The sequence below is a fragment of the Streptococcus sp. 596553 genome, assembly GCF_900411395.1.
Taxonomy (GTDB): domain Bacteria; phylum Bacillota; class Bacilli; order Lactobacillales; family Streptococcaceae; genus Streptococcus; species Streptococcus mitis_BA.
Map to the genome: position 1 here is coordinate 1 of NZ_OXCQ01000012.1, position 16,004 is coordinate 16,004.

Consider the following 16,004-nt stretch of genomic DNA (forward strand, 5'->3'; position numbering starts at 1 on the left):
TCAACAGCGTCAAACGTGCTGCTTTGAATGGAAAGTCAGCTTATGAACTCTTTGCCTTTACTTATGGAGAAGAAATTCCTAAGCTTCTCGGCATTTCTAAAATACCTGCAGAAGACGTCTGTCAGTCGTCTACATTACTCCAACATAAGTTCTAAAAACTAATCTTCAACCCCATTCCAACGTCTCACACTAACTTCCACTTGGATTAGCAGTGGAACTTAGTTTGGGAATTTACCGTTTTTTCATGAATTCCTAATGGGTACGGATGTCAAACTCTTTAAACACAATACGTAAGTCTCTTAATACTCTTTGACGACCTCGGAATCGTTCATTTCTTAAGATGCGTTCTAGTTCTTCTTGTTGATCTTTAGTTTGTTTGTTTCTATAATCCCTTAGTGTTTCATGAAAGAGATAATAATCATCTAGCCAGAGACCGCCCTCACTTATACGATGACTTATCTCACCCACTTCTTCATAAAGCTCTTTATCATATCTCCGTTTGTGACTTTCTTGCTTACGGAGATAATCTAAAATTCGATTCCGGAATTTTGTTTTGAAATATTTACGTAAACGAGGAATATCTTCTGCCAGCTCTTCTTCTCTACTAATCAATTCATGTAGACATATCATTCCCTCTTGATCCCAGTCCGATAACTCCCATAAATGAAGGTAATATTCATTTCTACACTTGTATACAATTCCTTGGACTTCTTCATACAATTCTTTAATCATTCTTTTCCCCTTTCTAAATACAGTTTAACAAAACAAAAAGCTAATTTGGTTATTTCTCCCCATTCTGTTCCCTACACCGTCTAAACTGCACAAAAAAGAGAGGCTCAGCCTCTCTTTGGGTTATTTTTCGTCATTCATTTTTGATTTTACTTCATCATAAGATAATGCATGAGATTCCTCTTCTACTGTTTCAGGCATCTTTCCTGTTTCATAGAGAGATTTAATTTGTGTACTATCCAATGTTTCGTATTTCAATAATGCTTCTGCAATCAACTTGTGAGTTTCACGATTTGACTGAATAATTTCAGCGGCTTTATTTCGTGCCTCATTCAATAATGAACGAACCTCTTCGTCAATTTCATAAGCTGTTTGTTCTGAAATTGATTTTTGAGGGCTTTGTGCACCAAACATGGCATGATTTCCTTCATATTGAACTGGACCAAGTTTTTCACTCATACCGTACTCTGTAACCATTGCACGCGCCATTTGTGTCGCTTGTTCAAAGTCGTTTGAAGCTCCTGTAGTTTGGACATTAAAGATAATTTCTTCAGCTACACGTCCACCCATTAAGCCAGCCAATTGCTCTTTCATATCTTCTTTAGATAGAAGCATTTGGTCTTCCTTAGGAAGTGCAATCATATAACCACCTGCACGACCACGTGGTACAATTGTAACCTTATGGACAACTCGGGCATTCGATAAGACTAGACCAACAATGGTATGTCCTGCCTCATGATAGGCAACCAATTCACGTTCTTTTTGTGAAACTGTCTTATCTTTCTTAGAAGGACCAGCAATCACTCTATCTTCTGCTTCATCAATATCTGAAGCATCAATAACTGACTTGTTGCGACGGGCAGCAACTAAGGCTGCCTCATTTAGAACGTTTTCCAAATCAGCACCAACAAAGCCTGGAGTTTGTTGAGCAACTAATTTCAAATCTACATCTTCTGCTAAAGGCTTGTTCTTAGCATGAACTTTCAAGATTGCTTCGCGCCCCTTAACATCAGGACGACCAACCAATACTTTTCTATCAAAACGTCCTGGACGCAAAAGGGCAGGATCAAGTACATCTGAACGGTTTGTCGCAGCGATGACGATAATCCCTTCATTTCCCTCAAAACCATCCATCTCAATCAAAAGTTGGTTCAAGGTTTGTTCACGTTCATCATTTCCTCCACCGAGGCCGACACCACGTTGACGACCAACAGCATCAATTTCATCGATAAAGATAATAGCTGGCGCTGCTTTTTTGGCATCTTCAAAAAGAGAACGAACACGACTAGCTCCAACTCCGACAAACATTTCTACAAAGTCAGAACCTGAGATACTAAAGAATGGAACGCCTGCTTCTCCAGCGACTGCCTTAGCAAGCAAGGTCTTACCTGTTCCCGGAGGCCCCTCCAAAAGAACACCTGCTGGAATACGGGCTCCAAGTTTTGTAAATCGTTTTGGATCTTTTAAGAATTCAACAACTTCAACTAGTTCTTGCTTTTCTTCCTCAGCTCCAGCAACATCTGAAAATCTTACTTTAATATCCTCTTTATTTGCAGCTTTAGCCTTACTACGTCCAAAACTCATTGGGTTACGACCATTGCCTCCCCCCATATTTCCCATCATAGAGAATAGGAAGAAGAATAGAATTCCAAATGGCACAATGGATACGAGTAGATTAATCCACATACCACTTGAACTTTCATGCTTAATAGTTACTTCTGCTTTATGGTCCGAAGCAAGTTTTTGCAATTCTGATACTGTGGTATCAGAGGGAAGAATAATACTTGAAAATTTCTCTACTGTTGTAACAGATGGAGAAAAGAACTGAATGCCTGTTTCTTCTTTACTTGTTTTAGGATTTTTATAGACACCCGAAACTTCGATAACACTGCCATTTGGTTGGTAGGTTAATTCTTTTACATTGTCATCGGTAATTTCTTTTACCAATTCTGTATAATTAATTTGCTCACTTTTCCCTGCAACACTACCTGTACTAAAATACTGGTAAGCTGTAACTAGGAAAAAAATAAGTAATAACCATAGAAATGGATTTTTAATTAAACCATTATTTTGTTTTTTCATTAAAAATTGTTCTTTCTAATTTGAATACACTTCTTCTTTCAATACTCCAACATAAGGAAGGTTACGATAATTTTCTTTGTAGTCTAAACCATAACCTACTACAAACTCATTTGGGATAGTAAAGCAGGTATAGTCTGCCTCAATTTCTACAACACGTCCCTCTGGTTTATCCAACAAGGTTGCAATGTTAACAGAAGCTGCATCTCTTGCAATAAACATATCTCGCAAATTCTTCAAAGTTTGACCTGTATCAATGATATCCTCTACAAATAGAACATGTCTTCCTTTAATATCTTGAGTTACATCTTGCTTGATATTGATGACACCACTACTTGCTGTTCCACCATGGTAGCTAGAAACCATCATGAAGTCCATTTCAATATGTGTATCAATATGTTTGACCAATTCAGCCATAAAAGGAATAGATCCTTTTAAAATCCCAACCAAGATTGGATTTTTTCCTGCATAGTCCTTAGTTAATTGAGCACCTAATTTTTTAGCAGCTTCTGTAATTTCATCGTGTGAAACGAGGATTTTTTTAATATCGTTTTCTAACATTTTTTTACCTATCTATTTTTTCTATATAAAGTACAGTGTTCATTATATCATTTTTCGTGTTTTTACTCAAATCACTAGTCGCAATTCCCAAAATTGAGACAATTTCACCAAATTGCTCAATAATCAGAGCAGATTTTCGCTTTTCCATAGGGATTTTCAAATCAATAAATAGACGTCTGAGTTTTTTTCTATGCCCATTTTGAATCAAAACATCTCCTGTTTTTCGATGACGAATGTGTATGGATGTTTCCCGTGAAACAGATATTTGTTGAATTGATTCACCTTCTAAAGGAAGTCCAAAGGAAAATAAATATCCCTGATAAGTTACCTGATTTTGATAGTGTAACACAAGTTCATCTTCCTTTTCATCAGCCTGCGGACTGATTTTACAAATCTGAAACTGTTGATACTCTTTTATCAATTCATAGCCATTTTTAAGCAGATGACGATACTGGCTTTTAGTTTTTAAAATTTGCCTAACTTCTTCAAACTGAGCTTTTGTAAGATTCAAATCTGGAAAACGATTCAGATAAGTTTGAAGTAAAACTCTTTGTGTCGACTCAGAGTAAGACAATAGCTGCTCTAAATTTTCCACATCAATATTGTTAGATAATTCAGTTATAGCTAAGTCATAATCTAAAATTTCATTGCCGATACTTAAGATTGCATCTCTAAATCGAGGATTTTCTTTTTCTAAATCTGGTAAATAAGAGTTTCGAATACGGTTGCGAAAATAATGATTTTCCTTATTTGATGTATCTTCAAAGTGAAAAATTGGTGGAAAGTCTTTTTTCTGAAAATGCAAGAAGGGGCGAATGATTTCTATCTCTCCGACTACTTGCTTCTCCTTAATTCCTGATAGATAGCGCAAGCGAGTCCCTCGAATCAAACGCATCAAAATCGTTTCCACCTGATCATCAGCATGGTGGGCAGTGACTAAAGCTGTCGCACCTGTCTTTTTCATGACCTCTTGAAAAAAATCATAACGAAAATGTCGTGCATGTGCTTCTGAAAATTCTCCTGAAAAATTGCTGATATAAATAGGAAGCTCTGCTTCAGCAGCCAACTTCCTTAATTCCTTTTCTTCCCAATCTGATTCAATTCTCTGCTTATGATTCACATGGGCTAGAATCAATTCAATTTCTAACTCTTTTTGATAAGTAGATAATACCTTAAATAGAAACATAGAATCTAATCCACCAGAAAGAGCTAGCACCACCTTAGTATGCTTTTTGAAATATCCCTTCCTGAGAAAATGATTTAAAAAATCCTGTTCCCTCATTTTAGAACCTCATAAACATCCTTGGCTATCTTGGAAATCGTATCGTAATCAGAATCTTTAGTAAAAATAGAAAGCACAAATGGAGAATCTGCATAGACGACACCCGTATCATGCTTAAATTCGTCCGCATCCCCAATTTTATGAGCTACCTTCACAGAAACATCTTTGGCAATTCGCTGATTATCAAAATCTGTTTTAGTCAAAGACTCCAATACAAATCCATTTTGATTATAAATAGCTTCCATGACTTTTCCAGCCATTTTAGAAGAAATCAATTTTTCTTTTGGATCCCAATCATCTCCCATAATGGCAGACATCTTGGATTTAAATGTGGCATCAGATTGGTTTGAAATGTAATATCCCAATATGTTATGAGCTACATTATCAGATTCTTTAGATACTTTTGTGATTAAGTCCTTGAGAGAATACTCTTTATTATCCTCTTTTTTAGGAAGACTACCACTTCCTTCTGGTTTATAAGAACCTGGAAAATCATTGATTGCAGATACATATTTTACAGTCGTATCTAACTGATAAAGACCCTCATTTATTTTTTCTTGCGCATAATAGAGATAAGGGAGTTTCAAAACACTAGCTGCATACATCTTTTCATCTTGATTGATACCAGCCTCTTTTCCAGTAGTCAGTTGCTTAACATAAATAGAGAATGAATCCTTCTGATATTTTTCCGATAACATTTCTTGGACTTTACTCATCCGATTATCTTCTTCAGAAGTTGATTCTTTAGCTACCCATCCAACCTGATCAATATGTAGAAATTCTCTTCCTTCTACAAACATGGTCTTGTCAATCGATACTTGCGAATAAGCTGATAAGGATGATTTCACTTCTTTTAAGTCATAAGGACTATTGTACAGTTTAAAATCAGATTCTAACCATACTTTTTTTATTGTTGGAGTTACCTCTGATTGATCATATAAAAATCGTTTGTCCGCAGCTATAAATTGATGATTTGATAGCTTAAATACCGGAATTCCTTGTTTATTTAAGCGCCACTCGGTTATTTGAAAACTTGTTTGGGGAGTCAATTTTCCAGTTTCTACCACTAAATCTTCATTTGCATAAACAGGAACCTCTCCATAAACCACGGGAGAACTTAATTTTTCTCTAAAATAAATACCAAAGTCAGATTGTGAAAGGTAATAAATTTCTTTCGAAGTATAGACAACTTCTTTTTCTGTGCTAACAACTTTTGAAATGGTCAAAAAACTTGGTAGCAACAAAATAATTAAGAATTTACGCATTCTTCCTTTCCTTTTCTTCTTGTAAACGCAATAATTGATTTTTATCAGCCAACTCTTCCAGTTTTTCATCTGATAAACTCAAAAATTGCTCAATTACGTCTAGTAAATTTTCCATTTTATCACCTTTGAAGCAAGTCAGGAATCGTATAAACTATTTCCCTCGACTTAGAATAATAGTACTTCGCTCGTGTATATTTGGCAGCATAATCCTCATCTTTCAACTTGGTAGCAAATGCTGTCTCCTTATCCTTTTCATCACTCAAAGTCTGATACTGAGTTTGCAAGTCTGCTAGTTGCTGACGTCTTTGGAGTAATTGTTGATAGCTCTGCGCTAAATTAAAAGTTGGCAAGATAAATAATAGCATAATCAAAATCAATACCCACCCCATAAAACGATTCCGTTTTTGTCGTTCTTTCATCAGGTAGCGACGACGTTGGTGTTCATTTTGAATAAAAGAATTATTCAATTGTACAATATTTTTAGACATTTTCTTCTACCCGTGTTTCACTGATAATTTCATACATGCCTGCTGCATCTTCTTTTTTTGTACTATCTTTCATCTCTAGTACTTTGACAAGTAGCAACTTATTGCCAAAGCGAATTTCAACTTGGTCATTAACTTTCAAATCCGTTGAACTTTTGGCCAAGATTCCATTCACCTTGATTCTGCCTTTATCTGCTACTTCTTTTGCGACTGTACGACGCTTGATAATTCGCGATACTTTTAAATATTTGTCTAATCTCATCCTTATTACCTCAACTTATTATTGTACCATTTTTATCTATTTTATAGAAGAAAAATATCAAATGGAATTTTCTTTCTTAGACTCTTTTATCTCTAATAAACTTTCTCCAAAAATCAGCAGACCTTCTAAAATTTCATAATCTTTCTTATTTTGGACATCAAATACAAGCTCCATTAATCCCTTATTCTCAGCGATGCCTGCTTTTAAGTTCGTTGCGGATAAAGCTTTAAAATAATCTTGAGCTAAAAACAGTCGTTGAGTGACTTTTTCAAATTGAACTGTAATTTTATTATCTTTTCTTTCCACACGTTGAACAAAGACCTTGTCCAAATATGACTTGACTAAACCAATCTCTAAAAGATATGCTACTACATCTGGGTATTCTCCAAAACGGTCTATCAACTCCTCTTGTAACTCTTCATAATTGACACGGTTGTCAATTTGACGAATTTTCTTGTAAATTTCAATCTTATGTCGTTGATCAGAAATATAAGTATCAGGAAGATAGGCATCAATTTGCAAAATCAACTCAGCATTCCCTTTGGTTCTTGTGTTAGCGTTAGCATTACCGTTTCGTTTAGCAATAGCTTCCTCTAATAACTGCGAATACAATTCAAAACCAACAGAATCAATGAAACCAGACTGGGATTTTCCTAGGAGATTTCCTGCTCCACGAATCGAAAGATCTCGCATAGCAATCTTAAATCCGGATCCCAATTCTGTAAATCCTTTAATCGCTTCTAATCTCTTCTCGGAAACTTCACTAATTGATTTTTCTGGACGATACATGAGATAGGCATAAGCAATACGATTACTACGACCGACTCTTCCTCTTAACTGATACAAGGTTGACAAACCCATATGGTCCGCATTTTCAATAAATAAAGTATTAGCATTTGGAATGTCCACCCCTGTCTCAATAATGGTAGTCGTCACCAAGATATCGTATTGTCCCTCAATAAAGTCTAGTAGAGTATTTTCCAACTGGATTTCACTCATGCGACCATGAACATAACCAATCGAAGCCTCTGGAATCAACTCCTGTAATTCTGAAACCTTCTGGTCAATCGTGTCAACTTTATTGTAAAGATAGTAAACTTGACCTCCACGCTCCATTTCACGTAAGACAGCATCACGAATGACACTATCATTCTTTTCTAAAACATAGGTTTGCACTGGATAACGATTAGTCGGCGGAGTTTCAATAACAGACAAATCTCTGATTCCCAGCATAGACATGTGAAGGGTACGAGGAATTGGCGTTGCTGTCAAGGTTAGGACATCCACTTGTTTCTTCAGTTCTTTCAAGGTTTCCTTATGCTTGACACCAAATCGCTGTTCCTCATCAATAATCATCAAGCCTAAATCAGCAAACACAACATCTTTTGACAAAACACGATGGGTTCCAATCAAAATATCAACTTGACCGTTTTTCAATTTTTCAAGTGTTTCGGTCTGCTCTTTTTTACTTCTAAAACGACTCAATACATCAATATTAACTGCAAAATTTTGGAATCGTTCCTTAAAATTGGTATAGTGCTGTTGCGCTAAAACCGTCGTCGGAACTAGAACGACAACCTGTTTGTGATCATTGACAGCCTTAAAGGCTGCACGCATTGCAACTTCAGTCTTTCCAAAACCAACATCCCCAACTAAAAGTCGATCCATTGGCTGAGAAGCCTGCATATCTCTCTTGATTTCCTCAACACTACGAAGTTGATCATCCGTTTCAACATAAGGAAAGGCATCATCAAAAGCATCTTGCTCTTCATCATCGGCTGAAAAAGCAAAGCCCTTCAACTGACTGCGTTCAGAATAGAGTTTGATTAAATCATCAGCTATATCCTCTACCTGGTTCTTAACTTTTTGCTTGGCCTTTTTAAAATGACCGTCATTTAATTTATTGAGTTTAGGTGCTTTACCGTCACTTGAAACGTATTTGGAAAGTAGATGAATCTGTTCCACTGGGATAGAGATTTGATCCCCGTTTTGGTATTGAACACTGACATAATCACGGTGAATCCCCTTAATTTCAATGGTTTCAATCCCTAGATATTGACCAATTCCATGGATATGGTGAACAACGTAATCTCCTTTTTCAAGTTCATTGTAATCTTTTAATCTCTCTGCGTTTGAAACATGTTGTCTTCGAAAACGACGTTTCAATTTCTTTTGAAAAATCTCATGTTCAGTTATCAATAAAACCTTTTCATCTACAAAATGAAAACCATGTCTGAGATTACCCTCGATTAAGTTTACAGATTCTTTACAAACACTTGACTTATCTCTAGAATCCAATTTAATCTGGTATTCCTCTAAAACATCCTCCAATGTTTTACTTCCCATTGAATTGCTAGACTGCAGGATAATAGTATAATTCATTTTTTTGTATCGTTCAATTTCTTCTTTTAGAAAAGAAAACTGATTGAAAAACTCCTGCATAGGATATTGATTAAATTGATAATTTTTGTCAAACTTGAGATTTCCTAACCCCTTTTGTAGATTAGAGAAAAAGGTAACCGGACTCTGTTTTTTATAAATTTGCTCTGTATCTGCAAAATACTGTATCTCAGAAAATGCTTTACTATTCTGTAATTCTTCTGTAAAGTACTGCGCTAATTCTCTTTCAAAGACTTCATACTGATTCATCAATTTTTGATAATCATCAAAGAATATTGGTATGTTTTTTTCAATATAATCAAATACAGTCCATGTCTTATCATAGCATAAAGATAAAAATTTCCGTGAATCAGAATGCATTTGTTTTTGGTGAAAACTTGAAAGAATTTCTTCTAGGTAGGATTTTAAAATAGGTGATAACGTTTTTGAAATTTGTTTTTCTAAAGCTGACTGACCTCGTTGATAATCCTTTTCTCTCAAAAGCATATCACTAGCTGGAAAGATGGTGAATTCTGTCTGATTTTCTTTCGATAATTGTGTTTCGACTTCAAATGACCTGATACCATCAATTTCATCACCAAAAAACTCAATTCGGCAAGGTTCTAACTGGGATATTTCAAAAATATCTAAAATATCTCCTCGTATACTAAACTCTCCCTGAGTTTGTACTTGTGTAACTTTTCGATAGCCGATTTCTTTTAACTGATAGATAAGTGTGTTTTGGTCATATTCTTCACCAACTGAGATTTTTACAACACTATCTTTGAATACATTGGGAGACGGTAAAATCAATCGACTTGCTGCGATATTACAAACTAAAATCCCTCTCTTAGAGGAATCAGTCAAAAAACGCAAGGCTTCAACCCGTGAAATGATTTTTTCTTGTGAAGACATCAAAAACTCCACCATAGGAGTATCATCTACCAAAAATGGATAGACAAGTTCCTCACCCAAGATAGATAGAAGATCACTAACAAGTCCTTCTGCTTCTCCATAAGTTGACGTCAACAACACAATCTTATCTTCTTTTTCTAAACTGCTTGCAATTGCAAGAACCTTAGTAGACGTTGATAAACCTAGTATTAGTTGTCTTTTCTTATCTGTTAAATTTTGATGCCATTTTTTAATCTGATCATTTTCTGAGAATAAATCTAATAGGGTCACCATTTATCCATTATACCTCTGCATTGTTTTCTCAAAATTTTTCTCTTGTAAATAGTAGTTTACAGAATCGTCAACCTTGTCAATAGACTGTAAAATACCAATATACTCATCCTTGTCAAAGGTACTCAAAACATGGTGAACAACTGACATACCATTTTTAGGTCTTCCAATTCCTATCTTAACACGATTAAAGACCTGAGTTCCTATATGTTGAATAATAGACTTAATGCCATTGTGACCACCTGCGGATCCCTTTGCTCTTAAACGAATCTTTCCAACTTCCATGTCAAGATCATCGTAAATGATGAGTAAATCTTCAATATCCAAACCATAGTAAGTCAATAAAGCATGAACTGCTTTTCCACTTTCATTCATAAAGGTCGTTGGTTTAATCAGATAAATTTTTTCTCCATTTAGGAAAAAGGATGCTAGATCAGCTTGAAATATCTTATCGTGTGTAAAAGTGACACTCTGTTTCTTCGCTAGTTGATCAATCAACATAAAACCAACATTGTGTTTTGTTTCAAAATATTTATCCCCTGGATTTCCCAAGCCTACAAGTAATTTGGTCATTTATTTTTCCTTTCAAAAGCCAAAAGGGTTGGAATTTTTTTCCAACCTAATTGACACCATTTATTAATTTTTTAGACATTAAAGCGGAATTCCATGATATCGCCATCTTGAACGATATATTCTTTTCCTTCTTCACGCAAGCGTCCAGCTTCTTTTACCGCCTTTTCAGATCCGTATTTCACTAGATCCTCATATGACATGGTTACTGCACGAATAAAGCCTTTTTCAAAGTCTGAGTGGATAATCCCAGCTGCTTGAGGAGCCTTCATACCACGTTTGAATGTCCAAGCTCGAACTTCTTTTTCACCAGCTGTGAAGTAAGTTCCCAATCCAAGTAAGTGGTAAGCTGCACGCGTCAACTTATCTACACCTGATTCTGTCAAACCAATGGCTTCAAGAAACTCTTTTTTATCTTCATCGTCTAACTCAGAAATTTCTTCCTCAGAACGCGCAGAAATAACGACTACTTCAGCATTTTCTGTCGCTGCGAATTCACGAATTTGTTTAACATAGTCGATAGAGTCAGGTTCTGAAACCACATCCTCATCCACATTGGCAACATAGAGCACTGGTTTAGTTGTCAACAGAAAGAGACCTTTGACAACTTTTTGTTCTTCATCTGTAAATTCGATTGTACGAGCTGATTTTCCATCTTCAAGGACTGGTTTAATCTTTTGAAGAACATTAAATTCTGCTACAGATTCTTTATCTTTTTGCGTACGTGCCATCTTTTCTACACGCGCATAGCGTTTATTGACTGATTCTAAGTCAGCAAGAATCAATTCCAGGTTAATGGTATCAATATCTGCAAGTGGATCCACAAAGGCATCTTCACGTCCTTGCTCGCGCATGACATTTTCATCATCAAAAGCACGAACTACATGAACAATGGCATCTACTTCACGGATATTGGCCAAGAATTTATTCCCTAATCCTTCTCCTTTTGAAGCTCCTTTTACAATCCCTGCAATATCTGTAAATTCAAATGTTGTTGGCACTGTCTTTTTAGGAGTAATCATTTCAGTCAATTTTTGTAGACGTTCATCTGGAACTTCTACCATTCCAACGTTTGGGTCAATCGTTGCAAATGGGTAGTTAGCTGCCTCTGCTCCTGCTTTTGTAATTGCATTAAATAGTGTTGATTTACCAACGTTTGGCAAACCAACGATACCTGCTGTTAAAGCCATATTTTCTCATTCTCCGTTTTCATTTCAATCCCTAATATTATAACACAAAAAGGGAAAACTTGCTAACCCTCTAACTAAGGGTTCTCAGTCAATAATTTTATTCATTTTTCGATCAAAATCATAGCGCCCCATCATGACAACATGGTCACAATTACTGCATTTGATTTTGATATCTGCCCCTACACGTGTAATTTCCCAACGATTTGCTTTTTTACCAGTTGACTTGATAGTACAAGCATGTGGTTTTTTCATCTCAACAAAATTTCCAACTTGATACATACTACTCTCCTTTTCTTTTTCGATTATATCATAAAAGAGGCGAGCTAGGCTCAACCTCTTTCACTTAATTTGTACGAACTGGGGTGATGAGCTGCATGAAGTCCTCATCAGTGTCTGCTGGCACAAGAGTAAATGGACGAACAGCTGAGATAAAGCTAATGGTCACCTTTTCGCTATTTAAAGCCTTGAGTGAATCAATCAAGTAAGTTGGGTTGAAACTAATAGTCAAATCTTCACCAGTAACCTGATCAGTATCGATTTCTTCGTTTACTTTACCAACTTCTGGAGAATGAACATGGGCGCTAACAACCCCATCTTTAATTTCAAGTTTCACAGTACCATTTTGAGTCGCACTTGATAAAAGACGAGCACGTTCCATTGACTGGCGTAAGTTTAGCACATCAAAAGTAATAGTAGTGTTAAAGTCTGTTGGAATCAAGCGATCTGTATCAGGATAGTTTCCTTCTAGGAGACGAGTATAGAAGCTAATATTTTCGCTTCTAAAGAGAATTTGGTTATTGGCAAAGAAAATCTCTACAGTTTCAATATCATCTGTAAATACCGCTGAAAATTCGCGTAGAGAACGGCTAGGAATGACAACATCAAAATCATCACTATTTTTCTCAAGCGTTAATTTTTTCTGGCTTAGACGATGAGAGTCTGTTGCAACTGTTTTTAACTCTTTGTGTTGACTCAATACAAAATGAACACCTGTCAAAATTGGACGACTCTCTTGTGTACTTGCAGCAAAAGCTGTTTCATTGATAATTTTCTTGAGTAATTTTGTTTCAAGAACCAAAGGAGTGCTTACTGAAATTTCTTGGATTCGTGGGTACTGTTCGCTATCTTTTCCTTTTAGGGTAATTTCTGATTTTCCACTGGTTAAAACAATTTGATTTTGTTCAATTTCTTTAAAATCAAGAGTCACATCAGGTAGACTAGATACTACATTGATAAAGAAAGAAGCTTCAAGAAGAATCGAACCTAAAGAAGTAATTAACAAACCAGCATCTTCATTTTTTTGAGAAATAAAATTTTCAATTGAAATCTGACCATTTGAACCAATTAAAGTAACACCTTCATTGGTCACGTCAATTTTTACGGTTGATAAAATAGGAATGGCATTTTTAGAACTAATAGCTCTCTTAGTAGTATTTAATGCTTGTAGAAATAAATTTTTATTAATTGAAAAATGAATCATGGATTCTCCTTTATTTATTTTTAGTATTAGAAGGATAATAGTAATAATAGAGTCTGTGAAATCTGTGGAAAACAGACTTTAAACAAGTCATATCAAGTTTTTTGGCTTGTTTAAAAAATGTGGATAAAAAAGATAATAAAGTAAAAGTTATCCACAACTTATTTGATTTTCTTTTTGATTGATTCAATTTCTAAGCGTAAATTATCGTCTTCATCAATCAAAGATTTAATTTTAGCATGGGCATGAATAACTGTTGTATGATCTTTTCCACCAAATTCCTTCCCAATTTTTGGAAGACTATTATCTGTTAGTTCTCTAGATAAATACATGGCTACTTGACGGGCTAACACAATGTTTTGAAGGCGTCTGCTTCCCTTCATTTCTTTGACACTAACTCCATAGAAGTTACCAACTTCATTTTGGATTTTGTCAATTGGGATGACGAGCATTTGGCTAACATCTTGTTTTCGAGCTCTAATAGCTTCTGCAGCAATATCAATAGTGATATCCTTGATGTTTTTTACTCTGGCAATTAAAGTGATGTCGTTGATAGCTCCCTCAAGATCTCGAACATTTGAATCAAATTGCCCAGCTAGGTATTCTAGAGTATCACTTTGGAAATTGTAGCCTAAATGTTCCGTTTTACTTTGTAAAATGGCAATGCGTGTTTCAAAGTCAGGGGGTGTGATAGTTTGTGTCAACCCCCAACTAAAGCGCGTGACAAGCCTCTCCTCGAGTCCTTCTAGATGTTTTGGACTACGATCACTGGTTAGGACAATCTGTTTTTGCTTGTCATGAAGGGCGTTAAAGGTATTGAAAAATTCTTCCTGAGTTGCGACTTTTTTTCCGCTGAGTGACTGGATATCATCGATTAACAAAAGATCAAGACTACGATAGGTTTTTTTAAATTTTTCCATTTCCCCAAGCCTTAAGTGATCAAGAAAGTCATTAATAAAGCTTTCAGCAGGTATGTATTTGACACGCGCATTTGGAATATTTTTTAGAATTTCATTTCCAATAGCGTTTAACAGGTGAGTCTTACCAAGCCCAGGTCCTCCATAGATAAAAAGAGGGTTATAGGTCAGAGCCAAATCTTCAGAGACAGCCAAAGCGGCTGATACTGCCCAAACATTTCCATCCCCTTGAATAAAATTATCAAAGGTATACTTTTCTTTTAACCCAGTATCCGAATACGGAATAGATGCTAACTTTGGACTATAGTCATAAAGAGTTGAATTTGTAGATTCTTCAACTTGTGAGATAGCCGTATCTTGAGGTTTGGTGAAAATATAGTGGGGAGTTATTTCAGCATCATAAATTTCAAATCCAGCTACTACAATAATATCTTTTAGTTGTTTTTCCCAGACCATTTCCATTTCAGATCGTGGTAAAAATATAGTGGCAACATTTTCTTCTACCTTGACGAGTTCAGCTTGAATAGCATAGAAATCATACATGGATCGAGTCAGTCTTTCTTGAGCAAATTCTAAGATACGATTCCAAAATTGTTTTTCTTTCAATCCTTTCTCCTCCTTTACTATTTAAAAGTTTAATACTAGACCTATTTTACCATAGATAGTAAGAATTTTCCACAAGCTGTGAAAAATAATCCACAATGTTATCAAGTTTTATCCACAGGTTGGGGATAAAGTTAGAAACTATTGATTTATTAAGCTTTTTATTGAAAAATATAGTGGATAACCTTGTGAGATAAAAAAATAAAAGAACAGCCTTATTTCAGGCTGTTGATAATTCTACTGTATTCTTCTTGATTTGAAAAAGCAATAATGATTTTTCCACTATCTTTTTTAGAAAGTTTGATTTCTACATCTAATCCGAGTAGTTTTCTTAACTGTTCTTCTTCATTCTGTATGAAATGATTCGTTTTTTGCTGTCTCTTTTGTTTTTTCTCTGTCAGAAGAGCTTCTAACTTCCTTACAGAAATATCTTCTTCTATAATCCGTTGAAAGAAATAGTCTTGTTGTTCCTTATTCAACCCAACTAGCGAACGAGCATGTGCTTGTGATAGTTTGCCATTTTCTACTTCTGAGAGAATCTGTTCTGGCAAGTAAAGCAAACGAATGGAGTTGCTGATATATGGACGAGACTTGCCCATTTTATCTGCAATTTCAGCATGGGTAAATCCTTTCTCTACGAGAGATTCATAGGCGCGTGCTTCTTCTATAGGATTTAAATTTTCTCTCTGCAAATTTTCAATAATGGACTGGATCATCATCTCTTGGTCTGAAAGCTGTTTAATAACAGCTGGGATAGACCTTAGACCAGCTAAAAGTGAAGCCCGATAGCGTCTCTCTCCTGCAAGGATTTCATAACCAATCACAGGAGATTGACGAACAATAATCGGTTGAATGAGTCCATTTTCTTTGATAGACTGTGCTAGTTCATCTAGTTTTTCTCCATCAAATTCTTTTCGAGGTTGATAGGGATTTTTTTGTATATCCGTGATAGAAATCATTTCAAATTTTTCCATGATTCTACACTAACATATCTTTTCTCTTATGTAAAGCTTTCTTTAC

At 35.5% G+C, this 16,004-nt stretch carries 15 protein-coding genes and 1 pseudogene; 1 reads left to right on the top strand and 15 read right to left on the bottom strand.

Annotated elements, in window-relative coordinates:
* Window positions 1-155 (top strand): annotated as a pseudogene (locus DSY56_RS09840) (IS30 family transposase); the annotation flags it as partial.
* A 97-nt stretch (window positions 156-252) separates the two neighbouring features.
* Here DSY56_RS09840 and DSY56_RS09845 read toward each other — a convergent pair.
* The 15 genes from DSY56_RS09845 to DSY56_RS09910 all read right to left on the bottom strand — a co-directional run bounded on the left by DSY56_RS09845 (window position 253) and on the right by DSY56_RS09910 (window position 15,958).
* A complete protein-coding gene (locus tag DSY56_RS09845; RefSeq protein ID WP_112445392.1) occupies window positions 253-732 on the bottom strand; it encodes a sigma-70 family RNA polymerase sigma factor in 480 nt (159 codons plus the stop codon).
* A gap of 120 nt (window positions 733-852) precedes the next feature.
* Window positions 853-2,811 carry an ATP-dependent zinc metalloprotease FtsH gene (gene ftsH, locus DSY56_RS09850; protein ID WP_112445394.1) on the bottom strand — a complete coding sequence of 653 codons (1,959 nt, stop codon included), beginning with the start codon at window positions 2,809-2,811 and terminating at the stop codon, window positions 853-855.
* Between the two features lie 15 nt (window positions 2,812-2,826).
* Window positions 2,827-3,369, bottom strand: a complete 543-nt coding sequence (gene hpt, locus DSY56_RS09855) for a hypoxanthine phosphoribosyltransferase (RefSeq protein WP_000892172.1) — start codon at window positions 3,367-3,369, stop codon at window positions 2,827-2,829.
* A gap of 4 nt (window positions 3,370-3,373) precedes the next feature.
* On the bottom strand, window positions 3,374-4,651 hold the full coding sequence (gene tilS, locus DSY56_RS09860; RefSeq protein WP_112445396.1) for a tRNA lysidine(34) synthetase TilS: 1,278 nt from the start codon (window positions 4,649-4,651) through the stop codon (window positions 3,374-3,376).
* Window positions 4,648-5,916: a serine hydrolase gene (locus tag DSY56_RS09865; RefSeq protein WP_112445399.1), complete on the bottom strand. Its 1,269-nt coding sequence runs from the start codon at window positions 5,914-5,916 to the stop codon at window positions 4,648-4,650. Before DSY56_RS09865 ends, tilS begins: the two co-directional genes overlap by 4 nt.
* The gene (locus tag DSY56_RS12615) at window positions 5,909-6,031 is read right to left on the bottom strand and encodes an SP_0009 family protein (RefSeq protein WP_000429334.1); all 123 of its coding nucleotides are present in this window, start codon (window positions 6,029-6,031) and stop codon (window positions 5,909-5,911) included. The genes DSY56_RS09865 and DSY56_RS12615 overlap by 8 nt, the downstream gene beginning before the upstream one ends.
* Before the next feature lie 4 nt (window positions 6,032-6,035).
* The gene (locus DSY56_RS09870) at window positions 6,036-6,404 is read right to left on the bottom strand and encodes a septum formation initiator family protein (RefSeq protein ID WP_000041903.1); all 369 of its coding nucleotides are present in this window, start codon (window positions 6,402-6,404) and stop codon (window positions 6,036-6,038) included.
* Window positions 6,397-6,663, bottom strand: a complete 267-nt coding sequence (locus DSY56_RS09875) for an RNA-binding S4 domain-containing protein (protein WP_001234978.1) — start codon at window positions 6,661-6,663, stop codon at window positions 6,397-6,399. The genes DSY56_RS09870 and DSY56_RS09875 overlap by 8 nt, the downstream gene beginning before the upstream one ends.
* A gap of 57 nt (window positions 6,664-6,720) precedes the next feature.
* On the bottom strand, window positions 6,721-10,230 hold the full coding sequence (mfd, locus tag DSY56_RS09880; RefSeq protein ID WP_112445401.1) for a transcription-repair coupling factor: 3,510 nt from the start codon (window positions 10,228-10,230) through the stop codon (window positions 6,721-6,723).
* Window positions 10,231-10,800 (bottom strand): aminoacyl-tRNA hydrolase, encoded by a 570-nt coding sequence (pth, locus tag DSY56_RS09885; RefSeq protein WP_112445403.1) that lies wholly within the window; start codon window positions 10,798-10,800, stop codon window positions 10,231-10,233.
* Window positions 10,801-10,871: 71 nt separating this feature from the next.
* On the bottom strand, window positions 10,872-11,987 hold the full coding sequence (gene ychF / locus DSY56_RS09890; RefSeq protein WP_112445405.1) for a redox-regulated ATPase YchF: 1,116 nt from the start codon (window positions 11,985-11,987) through the stop codon (window positions 10,872-10,874).
* An 84-nt stretch (window positions 11,988-12,071) separates the two neighbouring features.
* Window positions 12,072-12,266 carry a DUF951 domain-containing protein gene (locus tag DSY56_RS09895; RefSeq protein ID WP_000285186.1) on the bottom strand — a complete coding sequence of 65 codons (195 nt, stop codon included), beginning with the start codon at window positions 12,264-12,266 and terminating at the stop codon, window positions 12,072-12,074.
* A gap of 64 nt (window positions 12,267-12,330) precedes the next feature.
* A complete protein-coding gene (gene dnaN, locus DSY56_RS09900; protein ID WP_112445407.1) occupies window positions 12,331-13,467 on the bottom strand; it encodes a DNA polymerase III subunit beta in 1,137 nt (378 codons plus the stop codon).
* Window positions 13,468-13,625: 158 nt separating this feature from the next.
* Entirely contained in the window at window positions 13,626-14,987 is a 1,362-nt protein-coding gene (dnaA, locus tag DSY56_RS09905; protein WP_112445409.1) for a chromosomal replication initiator protein DnaA, read from the bottom strand.
* A gap of 212 nt (window positions 14,988-15,199) precedes the next feature.
* Complete coding sequence (locus DSY56_RS09910) at window positions 15,200-15,958, bottom strand: ParB/RepB/Spo0J family partition protein (protein WP_112445411.1); 759 nt, start codon at window positions 15,956-15,958, stop codon at window positions 15,200-15,202.
* Window positions 15,959-16,004 lie beyond the last annotated feature (46 nt).

Bases quoted from the DNA above. Each gene is read 5' to 3' on its own strand.
- DSY56_RS09870 (WP_000041903.1), bottom strand. From the start codon at position 6,404: ATGTCTAAAAATATTGTACAATTGAATAATTCTTTTATTCAAAATGAA.
- hpt (WP_000892172.1), bottom strand. From the start codon at position 3,369: ATGTTAGAAAACGATATTAAAAAAATCCTCGTTTCACACGATGAAATT.
- mfd (WP_112445401.1), bottom strand. From the start codon at position 10,230: ATGGTGACCCTATTAGATTTATTCTCAGAAAATGATCAGATTAAAAAA.
- ychF (WP_112445405.1), bottom strand. From the start codon at position 11,987: ATGGCTTTAACAGCAGGTATCGTTGGTTTGCCAAACGTTGGTAAATCA.
- ftsH (WP_112445394.1), bottom strand. From the start codon at position 2,811: ATGAAAAAACAAAATAATGGTTTAATTAAAAATCCATTTCTATGGTTA.
- DSY56_RS09845 (WP_112445392.1), bottom strand. From the start codon at position 732: ATGATTAAAGAATTGTATGAAGAAGTCCAAGGAATTGTATACAAGTGT.
- DSY56_RS09865 (WP_112445399.1), bottom strand. From the start codon at position 5,916: ATGCGTAAATTCTTAATTATTTTGTTGCTACCAAGTTTTTTGACCATT.
- DSY56_RS09895 (WP_000285186.1), bottom strand. From the start codon at position 12,266: ATGTATCAAGTTGGAAATTTTGTTGAGATGAAAAAACCACATGCTTGT.
- tilS (WP_112445396.1), bottom strand. From the start codon at position 4,651: ATGAGGGAACAGGATTTTTTAAATCATTTTCTCAGGAAGGGATATTTC.
- DSY56_RS09875 (WP_001234978.1), bottom strand. From the start codon at position 6,663: ATGAGATTAGACAAATATTTAAAAGTATCGCGAATTATCAAGCGTCGT.
- pth (WP_112445403.1), bottom strand. From the start codon at position 10,800: ATGACCAAATTACTTGTAGGCTTGGGAAATCCAGGGGATAAATATTTT.
- dnaN (WP_112445407.1), bottom strand. From the start codon at position 13,467: ATGATTCATTTTTCAATTAATAAAAATTTATTTCTACAAGCATTAAAT.
- DSY56_RS09910 (WP_112445411.1), bottom strand. From the start codon at position 15,958: ATGGAAAAATTTGAAATGATTTCTATCACGGATATACAAAAAAATCCC.
- DSY56_RS12615 (WP_000429334.1), bottom strand. From the start codon at position 6,031: ATGGAAAATTTACTAGACGTAATTGAGCAATTTTTGAGTTTATCAGAT.